A 23,369-nucleotide genomic window follows, 5' to 3' on the forward strand; every position below is an offset into this window, starting at 1 on the left:
CGAGACGCGATCGAAAAGTCCTGATTAGTACGTTATCAGAAAACATGGACGTGATTCTATGCCATACAACAGCGGATTTTGATACCCTCGGCGCGGCTGTTGGGGTGAGTCGGTTACGTCCGCAGTCTCGCATCGTTTTGTCGGGAGGAGCGCATCCTCCAGTTCGAGATTTTTTGGCGCTGCATCGAGATGAGTATCCGATGATTGAACGGCGGTCGGTCAAACCCGAATCGATTCGATCGATTACGGTCGTAGATGCTCAAATGCGCGATCGCTTAGGCAGTACGGCTGTATGGCTCGATTTGCCGCAGGTGGAAATTACTCTATATGACCATCATGTTGAAGTCGATCGAGATATTTCGGCTGAACACACATTTTTTGATGCCGTTGGCGCGACTACGACAATTGTTGTCGAACAGTTGCAAGCGGAAGAAATCTCTATCACACCAATTGAAGCCACTGTGATGGCATTGGGAATTCATGTCGATACAGGTTCGTTGACGTTTGATCATGCGACGGCGAGAGATGCGATGGCACTCGGTTGGCTAATGCAGCAAGGGGCAAGCTTAAAAGCGATCGCGCAATATGTCGATCCAGGTTTATCTCCTCAGTTGCAGGCACTTCTGAGCACAGCGATGAAGCATTTACACACTCAAGAGATTGAGGGAAATACGATTGCCTGGGTGATGCTCGAAACAGAGGAATTTGTACCTGGGCTGTCGAGTTTAGCTTCGAGCTTGATGGAGTTAACCGAAAGTGATGCGCTTTTACTTGGGCATCGCTATTCCAGAGGTACGGGAGAAGCATTAACCGTGATTGGGCGATCCAATATTGACGGGACGAATCTGAATGACCTCTTTCAGCCACAAGGCGGGGGACATGCCAAAGCAGCTTCACTGAGTGTGCGAGATGTCGATGCAGAGGCATTTCTCGATCGCTTAATTGAACAATTCAAGGCGCAGATTCCCAAGCCTTTGAGTGCGCGCGAATTGATGTCTTCACCTGTGCGGACGATCCGACCTGAAACGACGATCGAGGATGCACAGCGGATTTTGTTGCGGTATGGGCATTCGGGATTGTCGATCGTGAATCAAGAGGATCAACTCGTTGGCGTGATTTCCCGTCGAGATTTAGACATCGCGCTGCATCATGGGTTTAGCCATGCGCCAGTGAAGGGCTATATGGCTTCAAATTTGAAGACAATTACACCAGAGACTTCACTCCCAGAGATCGAAGCGTTGATGGTGACGTATGACATTGGCAGGCTTCCAGTTTTAGAACAGGGAAACTTAGTTGGCATTGTCACGCGCACGGATGTGTTGCGGCAATTGCATCAGGGCAAAAAAGAGCCTGAAAAAGATTTGTTTCCACTCCGGTATCTCTTGAGATTGGAGCGATTTGCAGAACCGTTTCAGAAGCTTTTGACGATCGCGGCTCAAGCCGCCGCAGAACGGGGATGGCATCTTTATCTAGTGGGCGGAGCTGTTCGAGATCTGTTACTGGCTGATCCGTCTGAACCCGTCGCGCTCAGTGATATTGATTTGGTCGTAGATGGCTTTCATCAAGCGGCAACGGTTGGAGCGGGAGTCGAACTCGCTCGATCGTTGCAAACGCTCTATCCTCAAGCCCGCTTAGAAATCCACGGCAAGTTTCAAACGGCGGCACTCCTTTGGCATAACGATACAGAACTCGATTCACTTTGGATTGATATTGCAACGGCGCGAACTGAGTTTTATCCTTATCCAGCGGCGAACCCAGAAGTTGAAGCTAGTTCGATTCGGCAGGATTTGTATCGACGTGATTTTACCGTCAATGCTTTGGCTTTGAGATTGACCAATCCGCGATCGAGTGAGTTGCTTGATTTCTTTGGGGGAGTGTTGGATTTGCGATCGCGGCAAATCCGAGTGCTACATGCGAATAGTTTCATTGAAGATCCAACTCGAATCTATCGAGCTGTTCGGTTTGCTGTGCGATTGGGATTTGTCCTCGAACCGCAGACCGAAGGCTATATTCGACATGCGATCGACAGTGGTGTGTATGAACAGCGCGATCGCATTGTTCCAGCATTGCAAACTCGACTGAAATCAGAATTGAAATACATTTTGCAAGCCCCGTACTGGAGAGCAGCGATTCGCAAACTTGCTGATCTGGATGCTCTTACTTGTATTCACCCTATGCTCAAGCTAGATGCAGCCCTCTGGCGGCAAATGAGGCTTGCAGATTGGTTACAGCGATGTGACATGACCATTCCGCATTGGCAAATTTTGCTCGAAGTGTTGATTGCGAAAATTGACGATCGAGCAAACGTTGCTCAAGCCTTACAGCTTCCCGCAGATGCGATCAAGCGGCTGGCAAATTTAGCAGAAATTGAACGCCAGTTAGAGCAATTGCCGCACTGTGAAAAGACCAGCCAGATGGTGCAATTGCTCAAACTGTTTAGCTCAGAAACACTGATATTAGTTGCCGTCAGAAGTTCAAGAACCATCCGGCGATTGATCTGGACGTATTTCTCGCGCTGGTCATTGGTCAAAGCACCAATTGATGGAACAGATCTCAAAGCCTTGGGATACAAACCTGGAAAGCAGTTTAAGCAAATGTTAGACGACTTGCTAGCAGCAACGCTTGACGGAGAGATTAGCGATCGTGCACAAGCTGAAGCCTTTCTACACAAGCGGTATCCGTTAACATAGGGTCTGAACTTTTAGGCGATCGACGAATGCTATATCGACGTTTTGGACGTACCGAACTGCAAATGCCCGTTTTTTCCTGCGGAGGAATGCGATATCAGTTCAAATGGCAAGATGTTGCGCCGGATGAAGTCCCCAACGATCAGCAGGCAAACTTAGAAGCGACAATTCGACGATCGTTTGAATTAGGGATGTATCACATCGAAACGGCTCGCGGCTATGGTTCTTCTGAAATGCAATTGGGCAACATTCTGCCAAAATTGCCCCGCGAGAAGCTGATTGCTCAAACCAAAGTTGCACCTGTGGCAGACCCAAACGAATTTAGAAAAACGTTTGAGACTTCACTGAGCTATTTAAAACTCGACTATGTTGACCTGCTCGGACTGCACGGCATTAATGACACGGAAACATTTGAAGATGCGCTTCGCTGTTTAGATGTAGTGAGATCGCTGCAAGAACAAGGCAAAGTTCGCCATGTCGGATTTTCGACACATGGTTCCACAGAAATTATTATCAAAGCGATCGAGACGAATCAATTCGATTACGTCAATCTGCATTGGTACTACATCAATCAACTGAATTGGAGCGCGATCGCTGCTGCTACTGCTCACGATATGGGCGTTTTTATCATCAGCCCGACGAATAAAGGCGGCAATCTGCACGAGCCTCCAGCTAGGCTAAGAGAACTTTGTGCACCGCTTTCTCCAGTTGTGTTTAATGATTTGTTCTGCCTCAGTCATTCTCAGGTTCATACCTTGAGTATTGGAGCCGCGAAACCGACTGATTTCGATGAGCATTTGAAAACATTGGCGTGGATAGATCGCGCAGATGAAATTCTGCCTCCAATCATTCACCGTCTAGAGCAAGCCGCGATCGAGCGATTGGGAGAAGATTGGTTTAAGCGGTGGCACGTTGGCTTACCCTCGGTCGATGAAACTCCTGGACGCTTAAATCTTCATACAGTGATCTGGTTGAGAAATTTAGCGATCGCTTACGATTTAGTCGATTATGCGAAGATGCGCTACAACCTGTTAGGTCAAGCCAGCCATTGGTTTCCGGGCGCGCGCGTCAGTGAAATTGATCTAGAAGCATTGCGCCCTGTTTTACAAGACAGTCCATTTCGCGATCGCATTCTCGACGTTCTTCGTGAGGCGGATCAACTGCTGGGAGGCGAAACCGTGAAACGTTTATCGCAACAATAGAAAAATTTCTCGATCGACGCTCCTCATCCATCAACAAACATCGAAACGAAATTAGAAATTTCTGCAAATTTAAACGTGCAAACTTTTTCGGACAGGGTAAAGTAAGGAGATTCTGTTTTATTGCCCTCAGTGCAGGCACTGAATTTTTTCTGTGATTGCAATCTATCCTGGCAGTTTTGACCCGATTACATACGGACATCTCGACTTAATTAAGCGAGGTGCACTGTTGTTCGATCGAGTGATCGTCGCCGTTCTGCGAAACCCTAACAAAACTCCGCTCTTTACTGTTCAACAGCGTTTAGAGCAGATCCGGATCGCAGTCCAGCAAATTCCCAACGTGGAAGCCGATAGCTTTGAGGGCTTGACTGTAACTTATGCTCAACTGCGAGGCGCATCTGCCCTCTTACGAGGATTACGAGCCGTTTCTGACTTTGAGATGGAGTTACAAATGGCACACACCAATAAAACATTATCGACTCAGATCGAGACGGTATTTCTTGCCACCTCGAATGAGTACAGTTTTCTGAGCAGTAGTGTTGTTCGAGAAATCGCCAGATTTGGTGGTTCGATCGACCATCTTGTTCCTACCCATGTCGCCGAAGATATTTACCGATGCTACGCCAAGAATCACCCAGTATCAGCCCTGACGGATTCACCGCTCCCGAACGCCGCAACAATGGTGCAAGAGACGTGCAAAGAGTAGGAAGTCTCGATATTCAAAGAGAGTTGAATCGGCTGGAGGAGATGATTCTCGACAGCCCTAGAATTCCGCTATCGCGCCGCACGCTGATTGATGAAGAGCAGTTTCTCGATCAGTTAGACCTGGTACGGTTGAGCTTGCCCGAAGCATTTCATGAAGCGGTCGAAATTGCCCGCCATCGAGATGAGATTCTCGATCAGGCAGAACAGTACGCTCAAGAAATTGTCGAAGAAGCAGAACGCCGCGCGGCTCAGATGATGAATGAGTCCGGCATTATTCAACGAGCAGAGCAAGAAGCGCAGCAGATTCGCCTCTCGGTACAGCAAGAATGTGAAGCAGTCCAACAGCAAACGATCGCTCAAATTGAGCAGATGCGTCGCCAAGCTCAGCAAGATCTAGACGAGATGCGTCGAATGGCGATCGAGGAAAGTGAAGATGTGCAGAATGGGGCGGATGAGTACGCTGATAAGGTGCTGCGCGACATGGAATCGCAGATGACAGAGATGCTAAGAATTGTCCGCAATGGTCGGGCACAGTTGCAGATCAATCAGCCACAACCACAACAAGTTGCTCCACCCAAGCCAATGCCGCCAAAGGGCAATTCAGAACAACGCAAGCCTCAGCAGTAGAGTGCTAAGCCGAATCTGTCGCGAGGAGTGAAGTTTCGGCTGCACTCAATGCGGGAATTCGGCTTAACTTTGTCCTGCTTTCAAATTCGAGAGCATTTCGACTGCATCTCCTAATGCAGTCGTTAAGCTTTTGCGTGTTTCACTGTGGCTGAGTTGTTCAGCTTGTAGATCTTGGACGAGTTGATTGCGATCGCTCCACACTTCAATTAATTTCGCCTGAAGTTCTGAAACGGTTTGCAGCTCAAAAATTTCGGATTCTACTTCAGTTTCGGAAGCATACGAGGCAGCTTTGACGCGATCGAGTTCTGCTTGCAATTGAGCGATCGCATCTTGTAGTGCGAGAACCTCAGAGCGGCGTTGTCCAGCCTCAATTTCATAGCGCTTGCGCCAATTATCAGCACTGGCATGTGCCGCCTGCTCGGACGCTTGGGCTGCCTTGACTTGTTGCTGTAGGTCTTTAATTTCTTGCAGCCACCCAACAACTTGTTGCGACATCTCTGTATCCTTATGTAATCCTGTGTTCAACACGATACATCAAGATCTCAGTTTCAGTTCCAGTTTTGATGAGCGCGATCGAGAACATATTCAGCAACGGATTGAATCTCTGATTCGTTCAAGCGATCTTTGTAAGCAGACATATTTCCTTTTCCGTTGGTAATAATTGCCACGATCGCTTCGACGGTTGCGTATCCATTCTTTTCTAGTGCTTTCAGCTTCAGTGTTTTTCCGCGTCGCACAATGTTGCCCCCATTCACATGACAGCCCGCACACTGAAGCTCAAATAACTGTGCAGGTGACTCATCTGCCCAAGCTGGCGACGAAAAAAGTAAAACAGCACTTAAGAGAATGGCAATGAATTTCAGCATTGAGGTTACAAATCAGTTTTCTGGATTTTGACATACTCCGGATTTCTTCGGCACAATAGCAAATGTTGTGAGGAAATCAGGAGCTTGTCGTGATCGGAAAAATTGCTATTGGCGTTGCGTGTTTTGCGATCGCGTTTGTTCTCGCGAGTCTGGTCGAGTACTGGGTGCACCGACTCATGCACAAGCCCTACAAATTGGGTGAACGACATCGCGATCATCACCGCCGCAATGAAGGGCAAGGCGTGATTTGGGAGTTTTTTGATTATCTCAAAGGCACGATTCTGATTATGGGATTGTTGTTTTTTGTGTCGATCGAGGCTGGCATCGGCTGGTTCTTAGGCGGATTAGTTTACGCTGCGTTTTCTTCTTACGCGCATCAACTCCAGCATGAGAATCCGACGAAATGTTTTTGGATGAAGATGCCTGTGCATTATGTGCATCACAAATATGGCATGTGGCATCACAACTTTGGCTTAGCTGTCGATTGGTGGGATCATGTATTTGGAACTTATAAACTCGTCGATTGGTTAACAGAGCAAGAATTGAGCCAACCGGAACGGGGATATTTAGAACTGCGTTGGCGGTAGGGTTGAAGCGAGTGAACTTAGTACAGCGTTAGTATTCCAAGATTGGGATCTGCGCTGAACTGAATCATGTCTTCGTAGTGCGATCGCAAAATCTCTTCAATTTGGTGAGTTGGGCAATTTCCTCGTCGAATCCAAATTACCTTGGGTGGAAATCCTTGCAAGGTAATCAACTCACTGAAATCTGAGTCTCTAGTGACAACTGTGAAATGATTCTGCTCCGCATATTGCCAGAGGATGCGATCGTCTGCTTGATCCAGTCCCAGGAATGAAACGTGCTGAGAGTCAGGATACAGATCAGCAAGCCGTTGAACTAATCGAGGCGAGAGATTTTGATCAAACAACAATTTCATGCTTGAATTGCCAGCGTTTGACGTTCACGCTCAGCGGCATAACTTAAGCAAGCCAGAATATCTTCATGGGTCAAATATGGGAAATCGTCTAGGATTTCTTCATAAGTCATCCCTGAAGCCAAGTAGGACAAAACATCATAAACGGTGATTCGCATTCCCCGGATACAAGGCTTGCCACCGCGCTTCCCAGGCTCGATGGTAATAATGTCTTGATAGCGCATAGGTCGCTTGCCTACAAAATTTCTTCCATTTTAGTATCTTCTAAATTTCTTTATTAACAGGCGGATTTTGGGCTATAAGATCCGACAGTGTTTTTTATACAAAGCGAATCATCGTGGCAGTGTCTCCGATTTCTAAAACCGTTCCAGGTTGGGTCTATCTATCTGTTGTCACCAATGTCGTATTCGGCACAACGTTAGGATTGTGGTTCTTAGGCGATCGCTATTTCACTGAAACGTTGCTCTATCCACCCGCCGCTCGGACTGCAACCGTTGCAAAAGCAGTTGAAACCCCAGAGATTGTCGCGCAAGCTGCTTCGATGCCGTTGGGTCGATCTTTGACGTATCAGGATTGGGTCGATCTGCTTGAAAAAGAAGCGAAAGCCATGATCAAACGAAAACCCGATCGCTTAATCGTGATGGCAGGAGATTCGCTGACGCTTTGGTTTCCTCAAGATCTGCTACCAAGCGATCGCACTTGGCTCAATCAAGGCATTTCTGGTGAAACCGCGTCGGGCTTAGCAAAACGCTTGAAACTCTTTGATCAAACGCAACCCGAAGCGATCTTCGTCATGGTCGGAATTAATGATTTGCTCAAAGGCAATTCTGAGCAAGAGATTCTCGATGCCCAAGCCGACATAATTGCTCAATTGCAGAAATCTCATCCCAAATCAAAAATTGTTCTTCAGTCGTTGCTGCCTCGTGCAAAAGAAGAAATTACCACTGCCAATGCAACTCAGGTCGAAGCCCTGTCAAATGCTCGAATTTACCAATTTAATCGCCGTTTAGCCGCATTAGCCGATCAAACCAAGGTTGAATTTCTAGATTTGCAGCCGCTTTTCGCGGACAAAGAAGGATTTCTGCGATCGGACTTAACCACCGATGGCTTGCATCTCAGCACCCAAGGATATTTAGTTTGGCGATCAGCAATTCAAACTTTCAATCAATTGGCGCTGCGTTAGTGTTTTATGATCGGATCGTAGGCGCGAGGAAGTTGTGAAATGGATACCAAGGCGTTTAAGCGATCGCTCAATAGTTCTGAAAATTATCACCGCAAAGGATTCGGACATGATGCGGAAGTTGCAGATACAATGCAGTCCGAATATCAGAGCAACTTGATTCAGGAAATTCGTGAGCAAGCTTATACGCTCAAACGCGGCGATGTAACGATTCGACTGGCGCAAGCGTTTGGCTTCTGCTGGGGCGTGGAACGCGCTGTCGCAATGGCTTACGAAACTCGCCAACATTTTCCAACCGAACGGATCTGGATTACGAATGAGATTATTCACAATCCCTCGGTGAATCAGCGTTTGAGAGAAATGAATGTCTTGTTTACGCCTGTTGTGGCTGGACAGAAGGATTTCTCAGAGGTTGCGAAAGGTGATGTCGTGATCTTGCCTGCATTTGGAGCCAGTGTGCAGGAAATGCAGTTGTTGAACGATCGCGGTTGTACGATCGTCGATACGACCTGTCCTTGGGTTTCTAAAGTTTGGAACACCGTTGAGAAACACAAAAAAGGTGATTACACCTCGATCATTCACGGCAAATACAATCACGAAGAGACAGTCGCAACCAGTTCGTTTGCTGGAAAGTATCTGATTGTATTGAACCTAGCCGAGGCGCAATACGTTGCTGATTACATTTTGAACGGGGGCGATCGCGAAGAATTTCTGACCAAATTCAAGAAAGCAACTTCTGCCGGATTTGATCCCGATCGTGATTTAGTTCAAATCGGCATCGCGAATCAAACCACGATGCTCAAAGGCGAAACTGAGCAAATCGGCAAATTGTTTGAACACACGATGCTGAAGAAGTATCCGCCGAATGAATTGAATCAGCATTTCTTGAGTTTTAATACGATTTGCGATGCAACTCAAGAACGGCAAGATGCAATGTTCGATCTCGTCAAAGAGAAACTGGACATGATGATTGTGATTGGGGGTTACAATTCTTCGAATACAACACATTTGCAGGAAATTGCGATCGACTACAAAATTCCGTCTTATCACATCGATAGTGTGGAACGGATTCTGTCTCGCGATCGCATTGAGCATAAGCCACTGCACAAAGATTTGGAAATCGCTGAGCATTGGCTACCTGAAGGCGAAATCGTTGTAGGTATTACTTCTGGAGCTTCGACTCCCGATAAAGTTGTTGCAGACATTATTGAGCGAATTTTTGAATTGAAAGCGGCTGTTCCAGCATGAAATCGGTTCGATGCAGCTTCCTAAATCTTTATAAAATTCTGCTGTGTAGCTTGATTTGGCTTTTCACCTGCTTTTACACGACTCCAGTGTGGGCAGGTGCATTGTCCGATCGCGTTTCTGCTTACCCGGATTGGCACAATAAACCGCCCGTTTCTCAAGCAACAGGCGATCTGATCTACCCCGATTGGATCGCGGGAACTTGGCATGTGAAAAGCACCTTAATCGATCTCGTTGCTCCCCTCGCTCCTAAAATTGTCACGCCAGGATTCGAGAGTAATCGGCAATATGTGAATCAGCCGATCGAATTTGATGTGCGATTCAAACCGAATCCAACCCAAGTCGTTGCCGATCGCGCTTTTAACGGATTGAATATTGCGCGGGCATATTTGGGCGATCGCGCTGTACTTTCCGTCAAAGTTGATCCAAATTCTCCGAATAAACAAATTACCGTTTTGAGAGACGATCGCATTCTGACTTCAACGATTACAGGTCGAGCGATCGAGACTCCTGATCCCAAACAATTCATTACGAGCGAGATTTTTCAACAAGTCTTTAGAAGTACATCTCAACCCTACTTAAACCAGGTTGAAACCACGACTGCCTATCAGTTTGTCGATGGAAAAATTGGCGCAGATCAAATTACTGCCATCTATCTTTCGCCGCAAGATCCTGACTATTTCAACGCAGGAAATACACCTGTCGCATTGTATCGATATCGCCTAGAATTCTCGCTACTCAAAATGAGTAATTAGACTCATCAAAAAACTTAATTTCTGTTGTGAATGTTACAGATAATTGCTGCTTAGTTCCAAAGTAAACTTTAATTTCTTACGCTAGAAAGGCAAGCATGAGTTTGTTATTCTCACGATACAGATCAAGGAGTTGTTACTCTCACAGTTCCTAAAGATCCGAGGCATCGAAGTTTTCTGACCCTTTTTAACTATTCCGTTTTCGTGAGTGTTAGCGAGCCACGTGCGGCTCTCTCACAAAATCTGATTCATGACCGCGATTTGAAGAAGTTGCTGATCTTGAACGATCGACAGCTCTATTTTTGACTTTTGAACCCCACCCGATTTTTAGAGATGAACCCTTACTGCGAACAATGGATTGCCGATTGGTGTCAAACAAATGGCTGGACAGACTGGTTTAGAGAACGCTCCAGCTATTGGGCATTTCCGCCCAATTCTGTCATGCCTGTTCCGATCCCCAGCTCAGTTTTACACGCCATTAAAGCTGAAAAAGGCTTGAGCCAGGATGAGCGATTCTGGAGTTTAAGTGCATTGGTGGGAACGGGTCTTGCCGCAGCTTTAGGATTCGCGATCGCGTCTCCGATGCCTTTATTAATCGCATTTGTGGGATGTGCAATTGTATTCGCGCAATTAGATAGTGAAGAAGTTTAGATGAGGCAGAAGCTTCGGGATGCGAGGCTTCTGTCGTATTCAGCTAGAATGGGTATCTGTCAAAGATTTCGAGAACGCCCATGACTGCTGCTCGCCGCTATCACATCACGACGTTTGGCTGCCAGATGAACAAGGCAGATTCCGAGCGTATGGCTGGAATTCTAGAAACAATGGGCTTTGAATGGTCAGAAGAAGCCAACGAAGCCGATCTGATTCTCTACAATACCTGCACGATTCGGGACAATGCAGAGCAAAAAGTTTATTCCTATCTCGGACGGCAGGCACAGCGGAAACAAGAAAATCCGAATTTGACGATCGTCATGGCTGGATGCGTCGCACAGCAAGAAGGTGAAGCCTTACTGCGACGAGTGCCCGAACTCGATTTAGTCATGGGACCGCAATATGCCAACCAGCTCGAAGATTTGTTGGAACAGGTTTTTAGTGGTCAGCAAGTCGTTGCGACTGATCCCATTCATATTGTCGAAGACATTACAAAACCGCGACGCAATAGCGATGTCACAGCTTGGGTAAATGTGATTTATGGCTGTAATGAGCGCTGTACGTATTGTGTCGTTCCAGGCGTTCGTGGGGTCGAACAATCTCGGACACCGGAAGCGATTCGAGCGGAAATTGAACAGCTTGCAGCCCAAGGGTACAAAGAAATCACCTTATTGGGTCAGAACATTGATGCGTATGGGCGAGATTTGCCGGGAGCCACTCCAGAAGGACGACATCTGCATACGTTCACAGATTTGTTGTACTTTGTGCATGATGTACCGGGTATCGATCGCATTCGATTCGCAACCAGTCATCCACGCTATTTCACAGAGCGTTTGATTCGAGCTTGCGCTGAATTGCCGAAAGTCTGTGAGCATTTCCATATCCCCTTCCAATCCGGCGATAACGATGTCTTGAAGGCAATGTCACGCGGGTATACGCACGAACGATATCGTCGAATCATTGACACGATTCGCGAATATATGCCAGATGCGTCGATTAGCGCTGATGCGATCGTTGGATTCCCAGGTGAGACTGAAGCCCAATTTGAGAACACCTTAAGTTTGGTGCGCGATATCGGATTTGATTTGATCAATACAGCGGCATATTCTCCACGTCCCGGAACTCCTGCGGCAGTTTGGGAGAATCAGTTATCTGAAGAAGTCAAAGCCGATCGCTTACAACGATTGAATCATTTGGTGTCGCAAAGCGCCTCAGAGCGATCGCAGCGATATGCAGGACGAATTGAAGAAGTACTGGTAGAAGCTCAGAATCCGAAAGATCCAACGCAGGTAATGGGGCGGACGCGCGGAAATCGGTTGACGTTCTTTGCAGGCTCTATCGACGAACTCAGAGGTCAAACCGTCAAAGTGAGAATTACCGAAGTAAGATCGTTCAGTCTGACGGGACAACCTCTGATTGAGGCTCGTCTGTAGAAACGGAGAGGGTGGGATTCGAACCCACGGAACCTTTCGGTTCATTCGATTTCAAGTCGAACGCATTCGACCACTCTGCCACCTCTCCAAGGGACGTGTATTATCTTATCCTATTCAGGCGATTTTGGATTGATTTCCAGCAAAAAGCCGCGATCGCTTTCAAATACGATCGCGGCTTTTTCGTTCAGTTCAATTTAGGAGTGGGGAACGATTAGTCTTGAATTTCTTTCAAGGCATATTGCGCGATCGCCAAAGTTAACCGCGCCTGCTCGGTTTCTGACAATTTCGCCCAATCGGTCGATTTTACGCTCTGTTCTTCGCCGCGCATCGAATAAGCCAAAGGACGCGCCAGCACGTGTAAATCATCTTCTGCCCACTGCGGCAATGCTTCTTGTACACAAAGCACCAACTGATCCGCCAGACTTGCTGAAGAGTTTGCCAACTTCTCAGCCTGACGCGCGATCATATTCAGAATCGCCTGCGGCACAGTTGCAAACTTCTGAGCCAAAGAAGCTTCCAGAGTTGGAGCTGCGAACAAGGTATCTAAATGAGAGAAGAACGCATCGGCACGATCGTTGAGTTCGGATTCTGGCAGCGCATCGAGCGAGAACTTTTGATCTAAAGCATTAAAGAAAGATTCCGCCTCCGCATCGGCTGGATTCCACGGATAGGCAATCTTACTTTGAGAAACTTCTGCAATTTCAACTTCGACCGTCTCAACATTGCCTGGCTCATTCCACCGCACTGTCACGGCTTCCGAGTCAAGCAACGCTGCTGCGAGTGCCTGCCGAAGTTGGAGTTCGAGAGAGTTAGAGGGACTTGCTTCGTGTGCCATGACAATATTCCGCATCGAGTGAACTAAGGGTGGGTATGTTTGATGGCTATGACTTCAAGCCGATCGTTACCAGTTCCGTAACTGACCTCACAATTTACGCGAATTCTCCTAAAATTTCAAAGTTCTTAGGAGAGAAGAGTGGGGGGTGGGGAGTAGGGAGACCTCCCTAATTCCGTCCGTCCGCAGGCGAAACCAAAAATTCTAAAACCGAATTCTGCGAGCCACCAAACTTAATTTGTGCCCCAGATTGTAGTGGCACTTCATAATTATGGACTTTCTGCCACCCTTTTGAGGTAGAAACCCAGGTTCCATACCGGGAAAAATCGCGCAGAAAATAACTGGGTTGCAGCGTGTCTGGGTTGGCACTGCGGTAGAAAATTTCCGCATGTTTCCGGGACACTCCAGGTTCATTCGCCAAGACTAAATCATTCTCAGCACTCATTCCGACGCGCATTAAGCCGCCCCGAATCGTCCAAACTTTGGCATTTTCTAGCGATCGAATCGAGGCGACCGGATTCTGCATTCCTAACTGGCTCGGCGTATGCGGAATTTGCGTGAGTCCTTCTGCGATCGGCTTAATTAATTCGCCATCAAATTCAGGGTGCATGTACAAAACAGGCAGCGTCCAAGCTTGATGATTAAACCGAAATAAAGTCAGCAAATGTTGACGTGCAACAGCGACAGCTTGATCGATCGGCATCCGTTCTGACAATGCCTGAGCAAAAGTCGCGATAAAACTCAGCGCTTCTTGATCCGTAATCGAATCCCGCATCGCCAAAACTGCTGGAACCCCATGATGCAGCAAAACTTCCGCCAAACTGCTCCGGGGAATCGTTTCTGCCCCTTGCTGCTCGGGTTGTGCGCCCCAGCAGGCATTAAAAACTGCCAGTTTCACATGACAACGAGTCAGAACCTGCGCCAATTCTGTCCCATTCATCGGCAGATTCGGACGAAGGAATAACAAGCCGCCATCTGGAGCCGGAACCCCGTGACCTGCATAAAACAGCACATTATATTGACCGCTTTCCAAGCGATCGATTAATTCCCCCGAAGTTGGCTGTAACAACGTATCGACAAAACAAGGCGCAGCTAGGCGATTGATTCCCTGACGCTCCTTGAGAATTCGGGTCAGCGCTTGTGCTTCTTGCTCAAGTTTGAGCCGTTTTAATTCGTCGCCGCTTTGAGACAGGTCGGGAGCCGCATCTTGTCCTAAAACCAGTAAAACATTGAGACTCGACTCCGATCGCAAAACGGGCAAAGCATCCACATCGCTCGTCGTGCGGCTAAATAAAAGCTGCTGACTCAACGAAATTGCCTGCTTTCCGGCATCAGGCTGCATAATCTCCCACGGCAGTGAAATCAGATCCGGATCGCGCACTTCTAAACGCAATCTCAGCGCTTTTCCTTGCCCTTGAGCGATCCCTTGACTGCGGTTAAGGCTACTTTCAATCACGCCATCAAACAGCCATTGCCACAAATTGATGCCCAGATTCTGCATCAACCGCGCACCTCGCGAAATTGGCTGTCCCACAGGTGTTTCGGCTACCTCGATGGGAGGAGTACTCACCTGGGAGATATGCGGCACATCCGGAACCCCGCGCGTCGAAAACATTTCTTGCCACGATCGCCAATGTTGTTTCAGTTCAGCCGTCCATAGACAATCGCGTAAGAGATAGCCGCCTCGGTAAGGGGCTTCGATCACATGAATTGCAAAATGTTCAGCTTGAGAGGCGCGTAATCGTGCGATCGCTAAACTTAGGCAAGGAAGGTCAGACGGTGACATGAATCGGCAAAGGCTGGGTTAACACTCCGGAACTTTAATCTTAAAGGCTATCCGGTAATTAATCTATGGCGTAGCCGATGGGTTCTCTTTTGCAGACTCAGCAGCAGACTCAGCACAAGCTCCAATCTGGTCAGGTTTGGGGGAAATGCGGGTGAAATTCGCGATCGCACTTTCTCTTTGCCACCCCATATTTCCTAGCCTAACTGAGTTCGCCAGTTTACCCTCAGTCGGCAGCGTACACACTTTCAATCTCAACCAATTCGATTGATCCGAAGTCGATCGCTGTTGTCCGACAACTTGCAGAACGGTTCCAGAAGACATGCGACCCAGGATCTCATTTGCCGTCTCAGTCGATTGCGCAGCATTTTTGAACAGTGGCAAACCTGCTGTTTGATCTGCGGTCTGAATTTGGATAAATGAACCGGAAGTCAGCGGAGTCACAGTCGGAGAAGCGGGAACTGGCGGCACTGTCGCAGAAGGCACAGGCATTCGATTGGTAAAACGAGCAATCAATTCTGGAGCAAGCAGAGTCGCGATCGCACCTGCAATGCCCAATAATGCCAACACGATGAACAAAACTTTGAACCAATTGATCCGACGGGGTTCTGCAATCTGAGTTCTCAATTGAGACACTTCGCGAGCAGCCAGCATTTGAGTGGGCTGAGCTAAAGCAGGCGAAATCGTTTGAGCATTCTGCGATCGCCGCGATTCTTTCGTTTGACAATGAATCAAGCCGACCGTGACATTATCGTGCCCGTTGCGCGTGTTTGCGATATTGATTAATTGCTGTGCGGCTACAGCCACATCAATCTTCCCATCTAGAATCGGAGCAATTTCGGTTTGCCAAACTTCTTCGACCCGATCGTTGTCACTCAATCCGTCTGAACACAGCAGATAGACACAATCCTCATCAAGAATCAATCGCTGTACGGTGGGGCGCAAATAGCTCGAACTCCCCATCCCCAAAGCTTGCACTAATGATCCCGCAGAAGAACGCTGTAACGCATCTCGGTATAAGGAATATCCCAAGCGAGCCTCACGCGACGCAACATCATCATCTAAAGTGACTTGATAGCAGCCCTTGCGAGTAATGCGATAGGCGCGACTATCCCCCACATGCGTGAGATAGAATTCATGCCCTCGAACTAATCCCATGACCACAGTCGTGCCCATGCGCTGCCGTTCTTGCCGCCGTTCCGCATCGTTCTGTTCGGAGATCGCATCATTCGCCTCGCACACTGCGGCTTCTAATTCCTGCTCAATCTCATCCGATTGAATCGCTTGAACTTGGCGCGCGATCGTCTCGATCGCTAAATGTGAGGCAACCTCTCCACCCTCATGCCCACCAATCCCATCACAGACAATCACGAGATTCGTCTTTGCCTTCGTTGCGCTTGGTGGATAGCACGCATCTTCGTTACTTTGACGGCTCGGTCCTTGATCGGTCGCCGTTGCAATGTGAATCTGGCGAGTTTGATATTGGGCTTGATGGGCGATCGCTTGATCCAAGACTGAAATTAACGACTCAATACTCGAAATCTCTCCGTCAACTAAGTTCTGGCAGATTTGCTGAAAGAAATCCGCGATCGCAGAGTGCGGCTGCCAAGTTGCCCACAATTCTCCTAACTGCGTCAGAGCGGGAGATTGCCGATCAAATCGCAATTCCAACAGTCTCAGGGTGTCGCCATCGGCAAACAGTTGATTCGGATCAAGCAAAGTTGAAGCAACGTTTTCAACACTCAATCGTTGCCAGAGTCGCGCAATTTGCTCAAGAAAATGTAATTGGCGAAATCCAGAACTTGCATTCCACACTTGAGTTAAAGCAGGCATGAGTTGCCCATCTGTGGTAATCGGAGCCGATTCGAGCAGAATCAGATCAGACAAAACAGCATAAGGCTGAGGAATCGTAGGGCGCTCTGCCATCAAATGCAAATAGGGTTCGAGTTGGGGAGGAACCTCGACTGGATTCGGTGGAATTCCGGGTTTGGTATCTAGAACAATTTGGGATGATTTGAGCAAATAGCGATCGTCGAGCCGTTCACCAGGCTGACCTGCTTTTACCCCCATGACCCAGAGATAGCGTTTGGGAATCCGAGTTTGGCAGTGATGGCAAAACTCCTGAGTGACGGGGTTGAGCGCCTGACAAAAATAATTCGGGCATTGCACGATCGGATCAGTTTGCATTGAAAAATGGCATGTGATTTGCTCAATTCATCACTCTAGCAATTTTTGCCCTCGGTCGGAGATGGCATTTCCGAGTTTCCTCGCGTTGCGATCGCAATTTTCTGAGGCACAATAAGCCAGATTTTAGTGAGATTGGCTATGTCTTCCGTGTTCCGCCATCTGGGGTTTGCTTCGCTGATAGTGGGGTTATTGGTATCGATGCCAAAATCGATCGCAAACCCAGTTTCTTCTACACCCTCTACATTTGTGCCAACGGCTCCACCCCCCGTTGCTCCCCCGCTGAAAGAGAATTTCGTTCAACCTGATTTCCGGATTTCCGCGCTACAACGCGATTTTCAAGGCAATCTCTGGCTGGCAACCCCGCAGGGCGTAAGCCGGATTAATCCCAACACAGGACGGGTGATCTCTCAGACGAAATTGCCGAATCTGTCGATCTCGGCATTGGCGCAAGATAAAGTCGGACGCATTTGGGTCGGTACAGCAGAAGGGCTGTTTCGCATCGATCCAAAAACCAATACGGTCACAGCACAAACTCTGACGCTGCCCTCGAACCGGGTGTTGTCCTTATTAGTTGATCGTCGTGGCTTTCTCTGGGTTGGCACTGATTCTGGACTCGCCCTGATTAGTCCGGATCAAGGCTTAAAAATGACGACGCTACAAAATCTGCCTGGGATTAGCGCTAATGCTTTAAGTCTTGATCCTGAAGGTCAGCTCTGGGTCGGGACGTTGGACGGCTTGGTTCAGGTCGATACAGCAAGTGCGAAAATTTTGCACCGGATGAGTTTAGAGGAAGGAACAGCGCAGTCTTTAGCACTCGATCGACATGGTTCACTGTGGGCAGGAACCACCAGCGGACTGGTAAAAATCGATCCGTTGCAGCGCCGCCGCTTACGATCAGTAACTCAACTCAGAGGACGCGATATTGTCTCAGCAGGATTTGACGGGGTTGGAAGCATTTGGGTCGGCACAAGCGCTGGACTATTTCGGGTCAATCCTTACAATGGCGCAATTATCGGTCAAGTTCCTCATCTTCCCTCGAATCAAGTCATATCTCTCGCGCCTGACACGGGCAATAAATTGTGGGTCGGAACAACCGAGGGTTTGGCTTGGGTCAGTATGACCACTTATCAAACAAAGCCGCATTTGATGTTCAGTCGCAGTGTTGAAGAGAACCCCTCAGAATAATGTCCAGTCGCAGCGTTGAAGAGGAACTCCTAGAATTAAGATAGATCTTCAACTCTCTTCATTCTTTCGGAGTTCTGATGCTCATTACGCCGCAGCATTTGATTCAGTGGAAACAGCAAAACAGAGCGATCGCAGTTCTCACAGCTTGGGATTATGCGATCGCTTCAATTCTCGATCGCGCTGGAATCGAAGTGATTCTGGTCGGGGATTCGCTCTCCATGGTGGCACTTGGGCATGAGACAACTTTGCCGTTAACGCTGGATGAAGTGATCCATCATGCAAAAGCAGTGCGGCGCGGCGTGAAAGAAGCCTTGTTAGTCGTCGATTTACCGTTTCTGACGTATCAGGAAAGTTGGCAGCAGGCAATGCATTCGGCAGGGCGAATTTTGAAAGAAACGAATGCAGGCGCAGTCAAATTAGAAGGCGGCTATCCCGCGATCGCGGAAACTGTCGCTCGATTAGTTCAAGCGGGCATTCCTGTCATGGGACATGTAGGATTAACGCCGCAATCAGTCAGACAGACGGGATTTCGTCAGCAAGGTAAATCGCACGAGGCGGGAGAAAAGATCGTAGCCGAAGCGATCGCGCTGGAGCAGGCAGGGGCTTTTGCGGTTGTGATCGAGCATGTTCCAGCGGATTTAGCCAAAACGATTACGGAGAGTCTAACGATTCCTACGATTGGAATCGGCGCAGGCATTCATTGCGATGGACAAGTGCTGGTGACCTCAGATGTTTTGGGATTAGGAACTTGGAAACCGAAGTTTGCCAAGACCTATTTGGATCTGAATGCGTTGATTACGCAAGCGGTGCAAGAGTTTGGGGAAGAGGTACGAGCGCACAAGTTTCCGCCTGAAACTTGAGCGATCGCGGCTTGAGATCACTCCTCCTCGATCCCAGAATCGTGATATAACAATTAAGGTTTCTTTACAGAAAACAACACTGACTCACAGAGTAAGTCGGGCTGGGGATTTCAGCCTGATTTTTAGTGGCAAATTTCGGTCGAAACTTGCCCTACTTATTGTGGTTATTACAGTCCTCCCGGAGAGAAGAATCGCTCATGACGGTATCGCTCACGCCCGATTACACGACCCTCACCAGTCCCGACACGAAACTTCGCCTAAAAGACATTATCAAAACTTTGCCCCGCGAATGCTTTCAGAAAGATATGCGGAAAGCTTGGACTGCCGTTGTGGTCAATGTTTTGATGGTTGGTCTGGGGTATTGGAGTATTGCTGCTTCCCCTTGGTTTCTTTTGCCGATCGCGTGGATTTTTACAGGAACTGCGTTGACCGGATTTTTTGTGATTGGGCATGACTGTGGACATCGATCGTTTGCACAGCGCAAATGGGTCAATGATCTCGTCGGTCACATTTTTATGGCTCCGTTGATCTATCCCTTCCACTGCTGGCGGATTGGGCACAACCAGCATCACAATCACACCAACAAAATGGATGTGGATAATGCGTGGCAGCCTTGGCGGACAGAGGTTTATGACAACCTTGATCCGATTACGAAAACTGCTTACACCACGACTCGCGGACGCTTATGGTGGCTCGCTTCGATCTTGCATTGGGCTTTGGTTCACTTTAAGCTGTCGAACTATAAAACTCGCGACCACGGCAAAGTGAAATTGTCGATCGCAGTTGTCGTCGCATTTGCAGCCATTGTATTTCCGGCTTTGTTCCTCACGGTTGGGGTTTGGGGCTTTGTGAAATTCTGGTTGATGCCTTGGTTGGTCTATCACTTCTGGATGAGTACGTTCACATTGGTTCACCACACCTTGCCGGATATCCAATTCAAAGAGCCGGAAGAATGGGATGCAGCACAGGCACAATTGTTTGGAACGGTGCATTGTGATTATCCGAAGTGGGTTGAGTTTCTCTGCCACGACATCAATGTGCATATCCCGCATCATCTTTCCACTGCGATTCCTTCTTACAATTTGCGATTGGCAGACAGCAGTTTGATGAAGATTTGGGGATCGAAGTTGAGACGATATCAGTTCTCTTGGGGATTGATGAAGGAGATCACAGATCAATGTCATCTGTATCATCCTGAAGAGGCTTATCAATCGTTCAAGTCTTACGCGAACAAGTAGATTTGAGAAATTGAGTTAAAAAGCGCGATCGACAGATGTGTCGATCGCGCTTTTTTAGTTCTCTAGGCAAATTGAACACTCATATTTCGGGTGTGCTATCGAATCAATTCAGCCGTCCGCTCCGCCTTTGCAAGCTGCTGCAACTTTCCCCGCAGATCCGCCCAATGCACATTTTCCAAACTCGATAAAACAACATGAGCCTCACCGACCCGCTCAACGGGTCCGAGTCCGACTGCCCACATGCCTGCTGCCAGCGCCGCTTCAATGCCTGCTGCTGCATCTTCAAACACAACACAAGCCGCAGGATCAACTCCTAACTCGTTTGCCCCAAATAAGAATAAATCCGGTGCAGGTTTGGGACGCTCTACACTATGTCCATCGCCAATCACATCAATGTATTCTGCAATTCCGAGCTTCTCAATCACCGGACGCGCATTTTTACTCGCAGAGCCTAACGCAGTTTTGACTCCAGCTTGTTTGATCTCTTTCAAGAAATCTAAAACCCCGGGGAGTAAATCCGTCGGTGAGATTGCGTCGATCGAGTCAACATAGTACTGGTTTTTGCGCTCCATCATGTCTTCGATCTGAGCTTCACTGTAAACACGATCGCCGATAATCTTCATCAAAGAAGCCCGGCGTGAAATGCCTCGCAACGCCTCATTGGCTTCGCGATCGAAAGGCAAGCCCTCTTCATCCGCTAATCGTTGCCAAGCTCGATAGTGATACTCAGCCGTATCGGTCAAAACACCATCGAGATCAAAAATCACGCCTTGAATGTCAGAAGAAGTCATAGTTCTTTTGGGGGTTGTAGGATCTGCTCTCAAATCAAATTCATGCCATTGATCGCGCCAGTGAATGCGGAATTTCAACCGTGTCCAGCCCGGAGGTAAGTGAGGATGAGCAAAGGGTTCTTCGCCAAATTGCACGCCTCCAAAACCGAGAACAACAGCTTGCCAGATTCCACCTGCCGACGCGCCGTGAATGCCATCGTCCGCATTGCCGCGAGTATCTTCAAGATCGACCATCACAGCTTGCATAAATCGATCGTAGGCTTCAACCGTATTATTCAAATCCGACGCAAGGATGGCATGAATCGCAGGACCCAAAGATGAACCGTAAGTAATATCGGTGCGAGGCGCATAGTAGTCCCAATTTTTCTCCAGCGCTTCGAGAGAATAAGGAGACTCTTGAGATTGCCGCATTAAGTACAGCAGCATCAAGACATCGGGTTGTTTGAGCACTTGAGCTTTGTCGGCTCCCGCGATCGTTAAAATTTCCTGCATCGATTTCGTGCGCGGCTCGTAGTCCTCCAGATTAATATCTTCGAGATCAAAAAAGCCATCGCATTGCTCGATCAAGCCCGAGGGATGGCTGTGAATAAACATATTCGTTGCAATGTCTTGCCAGCGCGATCGCCGTTCGGAGGTAATTTTTAAGCGATCGCACAATTCGCCTAATTTCTCAGGTTGCGTCTGTTTCAGCCAATCATAAATATAAATCGCTTTTTCCAGATGCCATTGCGCCATGCGATTCGTGAATGTATTGTTATTCACGTGCTCATGGTACTCATCTGCACCAATTACTTCCCGAATTTCATAGCGTTCATAGCGAGTACTCCACTCAACGCGGCTCATCCAAAACACAGCAGTATCGAGAATGATTTCTGCGCCATAGTCGCGCATCCATTCATCATCTTGAGTCGCTTGCCAGTAGTACCAGGACGCATAGGCAATGTCTGCGCTGATATGAATTTCGCGATCGCGACACCAAATCCGAATATCTTCGCCATAAGGATCTTTTGGCAATGCCCAACGTGGGGTGACTTCATCACCTGTATCCGCGCTTTCCCAAGAGTACATTGCGCCTTTGTAGCCGTAGTAAGTCGCTTTCCGACGCGCCCCTTGAATGGTTCGATAGCGGTAGGTCAATAGATTGCGAGCAAGATGCGGCTGAGTGAAGGTAAAGAACGGCAGAATAAAAATCTCGGTGTCCCAGAAAACGTGACCGCGATAGCCAAAGCCTGAAAGGGTTTTCGCGGGGATGCTCACTCGATCATCATGTCGTGCTGCTGCAATCAACAACTGAAATAGGTTATATCGCACCGCCAACTGAGCGCGGAGATCGCCTTCAATCACAATGTCGCTTTGCTGCCACGCTTCTGCCCAGCTTTGTTCGTGAGCATCAAACAAGTCTTGATAGTTGGTCAAAGCGGCGAGCTTACTTTGAGCCGATTGAACCGGAGCTTCCACCTCGCGAGAAGTGTAGATTGTGATCAAATTCTCGATCGTAATTGTTTGGTCAGCGGGAGCCGTAAAGGTCGTCGTCAACGTGGGATAGCCCGGAACATTCGTGACTTGGACATTTCCCTGTGCGCCACTCAATGACAAACTCGATGCCATTGCCAGTTCAATATGAGACGTTCGCGTGCGGACTTGCAACCAAACGCCATGCTCGGTTTTCCCCTGTCCTAGCTGTTCCCAATGGTTGAAGCCTTGGTTTTCTGGATAGCCATTGATACTCGCTTGCACTTCCACGATCGCATCTGCTTCTAACGCAGTGATTTGGCAGCGCAACCCGACCACATGCTCATCGGCAAGACTAGCAAATCGCTCAAAATGCAGCCGGATGGTTCTGCCACTCGGACTGCGCCAGTGAATCGTTCGACTCAGAACGGCTCGGCGCACATCTAATTGACGCTCATAACTCAGAACTTCACCTTGATCTAAACGAAAGCGATCGCCATCGACAATAATCAGCAGTGGCAGCCAATCCGGACAATTGACCAGTTCGGTATAGACAATCGGAACGTCATCATACACCCCATGAATTAACGTAGCAGGCTGAGATTGAGCATAGCCTTCTTCAAAGCTGCCACGGGTTCCAAGATAGCCATTGCCGATCGTGAAAACGGTTTCGCGCGAATTGAGCAATTCGGGGACAAATTCCGTTTCGATGACTGTCCAATCTGTGTAGACCAAAGGCGAGCGGTCGATTTGAGTCATGAT

The 23,369-nt window shown here is 48.2% G+C and carries 21 protein-coding genes and 1 tRNA gene; 13 read left to right on the forward strand and 9 right to left on the reverse strand.

Features of this window, described 5'->3' with window-relative positions; all coding sequences use genetic code 11:
- The first annotated feature begins 44 nt into the window (after positions 1 to 44).
- The 4 genes from LEPBO_RS0127925 to LEPBO_RS38515 all read left to right on the forward strand — a co-directional run bounded on the left by LEPBO_RS0127925 (position 45) and on the right by LEPBO_RS38515 (position 5,218).
- Positions 45 to 2,690 carry a CBS domain-containing protein gene (locus LEPBO_RS0127925; protein WP_017290893.1) on the forward strand — a complete coding sequence of 882 codons (2,646 nt, stop codon included), beginning with the start codon at positions 45 to 47 and terminating at the stop codon, positions 2,688 to 2,690.
- Between the two features lie 26 nt (positions 2,691 to 2,716).
- Entirely contained in the window at positions 2,717 to 3,889 is a 1,173-nt protein-coding gene (locus tag LEPBO_RS0127930; RefSeq protein ID WP_017290894.1) for an aldo/keto reductase, read from the forward strand.
- 151 nt (positions 3,890 to 4,040) lie between these two features.
- Positions 4,041 to 4,592, forward strand: coding sequence for a pantetheine-phosphate adenylyltransferase (gene coaD, locus LEPBO_RS0127935; RefSeq protein WP_017290895.1), 552 nt, complete (start codon positions 4,041 to 4,043; stop codon positions 4,590 to 4,592).
- On the forward strand, positions 4,502 to 5,218 hold the full coding sequence (locus tag LEPBO_RS38515) for an ATP synthase F0 subunit B (RefSeq protein WP_081614773.1): 717 nt from the start codon (positions 4,502 to 4,504) through the stop codon (positions 5,216 to 5,218). Before coaD ends, LEPBO_RS38515 begins: the two co-directional genes overlap by 91 nt.
- 63 nt (positions 5,219 to 5,281) lie before the next feature.
- Here LEPBO_RS38515 and LEPBO_RS0127945 read toward each other — a convergent pair whose 3' ends face one another.
- Positions 5,282 to 5,713, reverse strand: a complete 432-nt coding sequence (locus LEPBO_RS0127945; RefSeq protein ID WP_017290897.1) for a hypothetical protein — start codon at positions 5,711 to 5,713, stop codon at positions 5,282 to 5,284.
- Positions 5,714 to 5,766: 53 nt separating this feature from the next.
- Positions 5,767 to 6,084, reverse strand: coding sequence for a c-type cytochrome (locus tag LEPBO_RS0127950; protein ID WP_017290898.1), 318 nt, complete (start codon positions 6,082 to 6,084; stop codon positions 5,767 to 5,769).
- Between the two features lie 89 nt (positions 6,085 to 6,173).
- Here LEPBO_RS0127950 and LEPBO_RS0127955 point away from each other — a divergent pair, with 89 nt between their 5' ends.
- Positions 6,174 to 6,671 (forward strand): sterol desaturase family protein, encoded by a 498-nt coding sequence (locus tag LEPBO_RS0127955; RefSeq protein ID WP_017290899.1) that lies wholly within the window; start codon positions 6,174 to 6,176, stop codon positions 6,669 to 6,671.
- Positions 6,672 to 6,688: 17 nt separating this feature from the next.
- On the opposite strand, the gene LEPBO_RS0127960 is transcribed toward LEPBO_RS0127955, so the two are convergent.
- Both LEPBO_RS0127960 and LEPBO_RS0127965 read right to left on the reverse strand, forming a co-directional pair.
- Positions 6,689 to 7,021 carry a DUF5615 family PIN-like protein gene (locus LEPBO_RS0127960; protein WP_017290900.1) on the reverse strand — a complete coding sequence of 111 codons (333 nt, stop codon included), beginning with the start codon at positions 7,019 to 7,021 and terminating at the stop codon, positions 6,689 to 6,691.
- The gene (locus tag LEPBO_RS0127965) at positions 7,018 to 7,242 is read right to left on the reverse strand and encodes a DUF433 domain-containing protein (protein WP_017290901.1); all 225 of its coding nucleotides are present in this window, start codon (positions 7,240 to 7,242) and stop codon (positions 7,018 to 7,020) included. The genes LEPBO_RS0127960 and LEPBO_RS0127965 overlap by 4 nt, the downstream gene beginning before the upstream one ends.
- Positions 7,243 to 7,355: 113 nt before the next feature.
- Between LEPBO_RS0127965 and LEPBO_RS0127970 the strand changes: the two genes are divergently transcribed.
- From LEPBO_RS0127970 to miaB, 5 genes are all read left to right on the forward strand, one after another.
- Positions 7,356 to 8,201: a GDSL-type esterase/lipase family protein gene (locus LEPBO_RS0127970; RefSeq protein ID WP_017290902.1), complete on the forward strand. Its 846-nt coding sequence runs from the start codon at positions 7,356 to 7,358 to the stop codon at positions 8,199 to 8,201.
- A 39-nt stretch (positions 8,202 to 8,240) separates the two neighbouring features.
- Positions 8,241 to 9,446 carry a 4-hydroxy-3-methylbut-2-enyl diphosphate reductase gene (locus LEPBO_RS0127975; protein WP_017290903.1) on the forward strand — a complete coding sequence of 402 codons (1,206 nt, stop codon included), beginning with the start codon at positions 8,241 to 8,243 and terminating at the stop codon, positions 9,444 to 9,446.
- Positions 9,443 to 10,198, forward strand: coding sequence for a DUF6816 family protein (locus LEPBO_RS0127980; RefSeq protein WP_017290904.1), 756 nt, complete (start codon positions 9,443 to 9,445; stop codon positions 10,196 to 10,198). The genes LEPBO_RS0127975 and LEPBO_RS0127980 overlap by 4 nt, the downstream gene beginning before the upstream one ends.
- Positions 10,199 to 10,528: 330 nt before the next feature.
- The gene (locus LEPBO_RS0127985; protein ID WP_017290905.1) at positions 10,529 to 10,846 is read left to right on the forward strand and encodes a slr1957 family protein; all 318 of its coding nucleotides are present in this window, start codon (positions 10,529 to 10,531) and stop codon (positions 10,844 to 10,846) included.
- Between the two features lie 80 nt (positions 10,847 to 10,926).
- Complete coding sequence (gene miaB, locus LEPBO_RS0127990; protein WP_017290906.1) at positions 10,927 to 12,279, forward strand: tRNA (N6-isopentenyl adenosine(37)-C2)-methylthiotransferase MiaB; 1,353 nt, start codon at positions 10,927 to 10,929, stop codon at positions 12,277 to 12,279.
- 3 nt (positions 12,280 to 12,282) lie between these two features.
- Here the strand turns inward: miaB and LEPBO_RS0127995 are convergent.
- The 4 genes from LEPBO_RS0127995 to LEPBO_RS0128010 all read right to left on the reverse strand — a co-directional run bounded on the left by LEPBO_RS0127995 (position 12,283) and on the right by LEPBO_RS0128010 (position 17,081).
- A tRNA-Ser gene (locus LEPBO_RS0127995) sits at positions 12,283 to 12,367 on the reverse strand.
- A gap of 123 nt (positions 12,368 to 12,490) precedes the next feature.
- Entirely contained in the window at positions 12,491 to 13,114 is a 624-nt protein-coding gene (locus LEPBO_RS38520; protein WP_197693229.1) for a hypothetical protein, read from the reverse strand.
- 166 nt (positions 13,115 to 13,280) lie between these two features.
- A complete protein-coding gene (locus LEPBO_RS0128005) occupies positions 13,281 to 14,897 on the reverse strand; it encodes a CHAT domain-containing protein (protein ID WP_017290908.1) in 1,617 nt (538 codons plus the stop codon).
- Between the two features lie 63 nt (positions 14,898 to 14,960).
- Positions 14,961 to 17,081 carry a PP2C family protein-serine/threonine phosphatase gene (locus LEPBO_RS0128010; protein ID WP_017290909.1) on the reverse strand — a complete coding sequence of 707 codons (2,121 nt, stop codon included), beginning with the start codon at positions 17,079 to 17,081 and terminating at the stop codon, positions 14,961 to 14,963.
- A 138-nt stretch (positions 17,082 to 17,219) separates the two neighbouring features.
- Here LEPBO_RS0128010 and LEPBO_RS0128015 point away from each other — a divergent pair, with 138 nt between their 5' ends.
- The 3 genes from LEPBO_RS0128015 (at position 17,220) to LEPBO_RS0128025 (ending at position 20,364) form a co-directional block, all read left to right on the forward strand.
- Positions 17,220 to 18,266 carry a ligand-binding sensor domain-containing protein gene (locus LEPBO_RS0128015; protein ID WP_051077829.1) on the forward strand — a complete coding sequence of 349 codons (1,047 nt, stop codon included), beginning with the start codon at positions 17,220 to 17,222 and terminating at the stop codon, positions 18,264 to 18,266.
- 77 nt (positions 18,267 to 18,343) lie between these two features.
- Entirely contained in the window at positions 18,344 to 19,126 is a 783-nt protein-coding gene (gene panB, locus LEPBO_RS0128020; RefSeq protein ID WP_017290911.1) for a 3-methyl-2-oxobutanoate hydroxymethyltransferase, read from the forward strand.
- A 197-nt stretch (positions 19,127 to 19,323) separates the two neighbouring features.
- Positions 19,324 to 20,364 (forward strand): fatty acid desaturase, encoded by a 1,041-nt coding sequence (locus tag LEPBO_RS0128025; protein WP_017290912.1) that lies wholly within the window; start codon positions 19,324 to 19,326, stop codon positions 20,362 to 20,364.
- Between the two features lie 95 nt (positions 20,365 to 20,459).
- Here the strand turns inward: LEPBO_RS0128025 and pgmB are convergent, their stop codons facing one another.
- On the reverse strand, positions 20,460 to 23,366 hold the full coding sequence (gene pgmB / locus LEPBO_RS0128030; protein ID WP_017290913.1) for a beta-phosphoglucomutase: 2,907 nt from the start codon (positions 23,364 to 23,366) through the stop codon (positions 20,460 to 20,462).
- Between the last annotated feature and the right edge of the window lie 3 nt (positions 23,367 to 23,369).

The sequence above is a fragment of the Leptolyngbya boryana PCC 6306 genome, assembly GCF_000353285.1.
Classification (GTDB): domain Bacteria; phylum Cyanobacteriota; class Cyanobacteriia; order Leptolyngbyales; family Leptolyngbyaceae; genus Leptolyngbya; species Leptolyngbya boryana.

Excerpts from the sequence above, each read along its gene's own strand:
- pgmB (WP_017290913.1), bottom strand. The coding sequence starts at position 23,366 with ATGACTCAAATCGACCGCTCGCCTTTGGTCTACACAGATTGGACAGTC.
- LEPBO_RS0128025 (WP_017290912.1), top strand. The coding sequence starts at position 19,324 with ATGACGGTATCGCTCACGCCCGATTACACGACCCTCACCAGTCCCGAC.
- LEPBO_RS0127980 (WP_017290904.1), top strand. The coding sequence starts at position 9,443 with ATGAAATCGGTTCGATGCAGCTTCCTAAATCTTTATAAAATTCTGCTG.
- LEPBO_RS0128010 (WP_017290909.1), bottom strand. The coding sequence starts at position 17,081 with ATGCAAACTGATCCGATCGTGCAATGCCCGAATTATTTTTGTCAGGCG.
- LEPBO_RS0128015 (WP_051077829.1), top strand. The coding sequence starts at position 17,220 with ATGTCTTCCGTGTTCCGCCATCTGGGGTTTGCTTCGCTGATAGTGGGG.
- LEPBO_RS0127985 (WP_017290905.1), top strand. The coding sequence starts at position 10,529 with ATGAACCCTTACTGCGAACAATGGATTGCCGATTGGTGTCAAACAAAT.
- LEPBO_RS38520 (WP_197693229.1), bottom strand. The coding sequence starts at position 13,114 with ATGGCACACGAAGCAAGTCCCTCTAACTCTCTCGAACTCCAACTTCGG.
- LEPBO_RS0127930 (WP_017290894.1), top strand. The coding sequence starts at position 2,717 with ATGCTATATCGACGTTTTGGACGTACCGAACTGCAAATGCCCGTTTTT.
- LEPBO_RS0128005 (WP_017290908.1), bottom strand. The coding sequence starts at position 14,897 with ATGTCACCGTCTGACCTTCCTTGCCTAAGTTTAGCGATCGCACGATTA.
- miaB (WP_017290906.1), top strand. The coding sequence starts at position 10,927 with ATGACTGCTGCTCGCCGCTATCACATCACGACGTTTGGCTGCCAGATG.
- LEPBO_RS0127975 (WP_017290903.1), top strand. The coding sequence starts at position 8,241 with ATGGATACCAAGGCGTTTAAGCGATCGCTCAATAGTTCTGAAAATTAT.
- LEPBO_RS0127950 (WP_017290898.1), bottom strand. The coding sequence starts at position 6,084 with ATGCTGAAATTCATTGCCATTCTCTTAAGTGCTGTTTTACTTTTTTCG.
- panB (WP_017290911.1), top strand. The coding sequence starts at position 18,344 with ATGCTCATTACGCCGCAGCATTTGATTCAGTGGAAACAGCAAAACAGA.
- LEPBO_RS0127960 (WP_017290900.1), bottom strand. The coding sequence starts at position 7,021 with ATGAAATTGTTGTTTGATCAAAATCTCTCGCCTCGATTAGTTCAACGG.
- LEPBO_RS0127945 (WP_017290897.1), bottom strand. The coding sequence starts at position 5,713 with ATGTCGCAACAAGTTGTTGGGTGGCTGCAAGAAATTAAAGACCTACAG.
- LEPBO_RS0127965 (WP_017290901.1), bottom strand. The coding sequence starts at position 7,242 with ATGCGCTATCAAGACATTATTACCATCGAGCCTGGGAAGCGCGGTGGC.
- LEPBO_RS38515 (WP_081614773.1), top strand. The coding sequence starts at position 4,502 with ATGCTACGCCAAGAATCACCCAGTATCAGCCCTGACGGATTCACCGCT.
- LEPBO_RS0127925 (WP_017290893.1), top strand. The coding sequence starts at position 45 with ATGGACGTGATTCTATGCCATACAACAGCGGATTTTGATACCCTCGGC.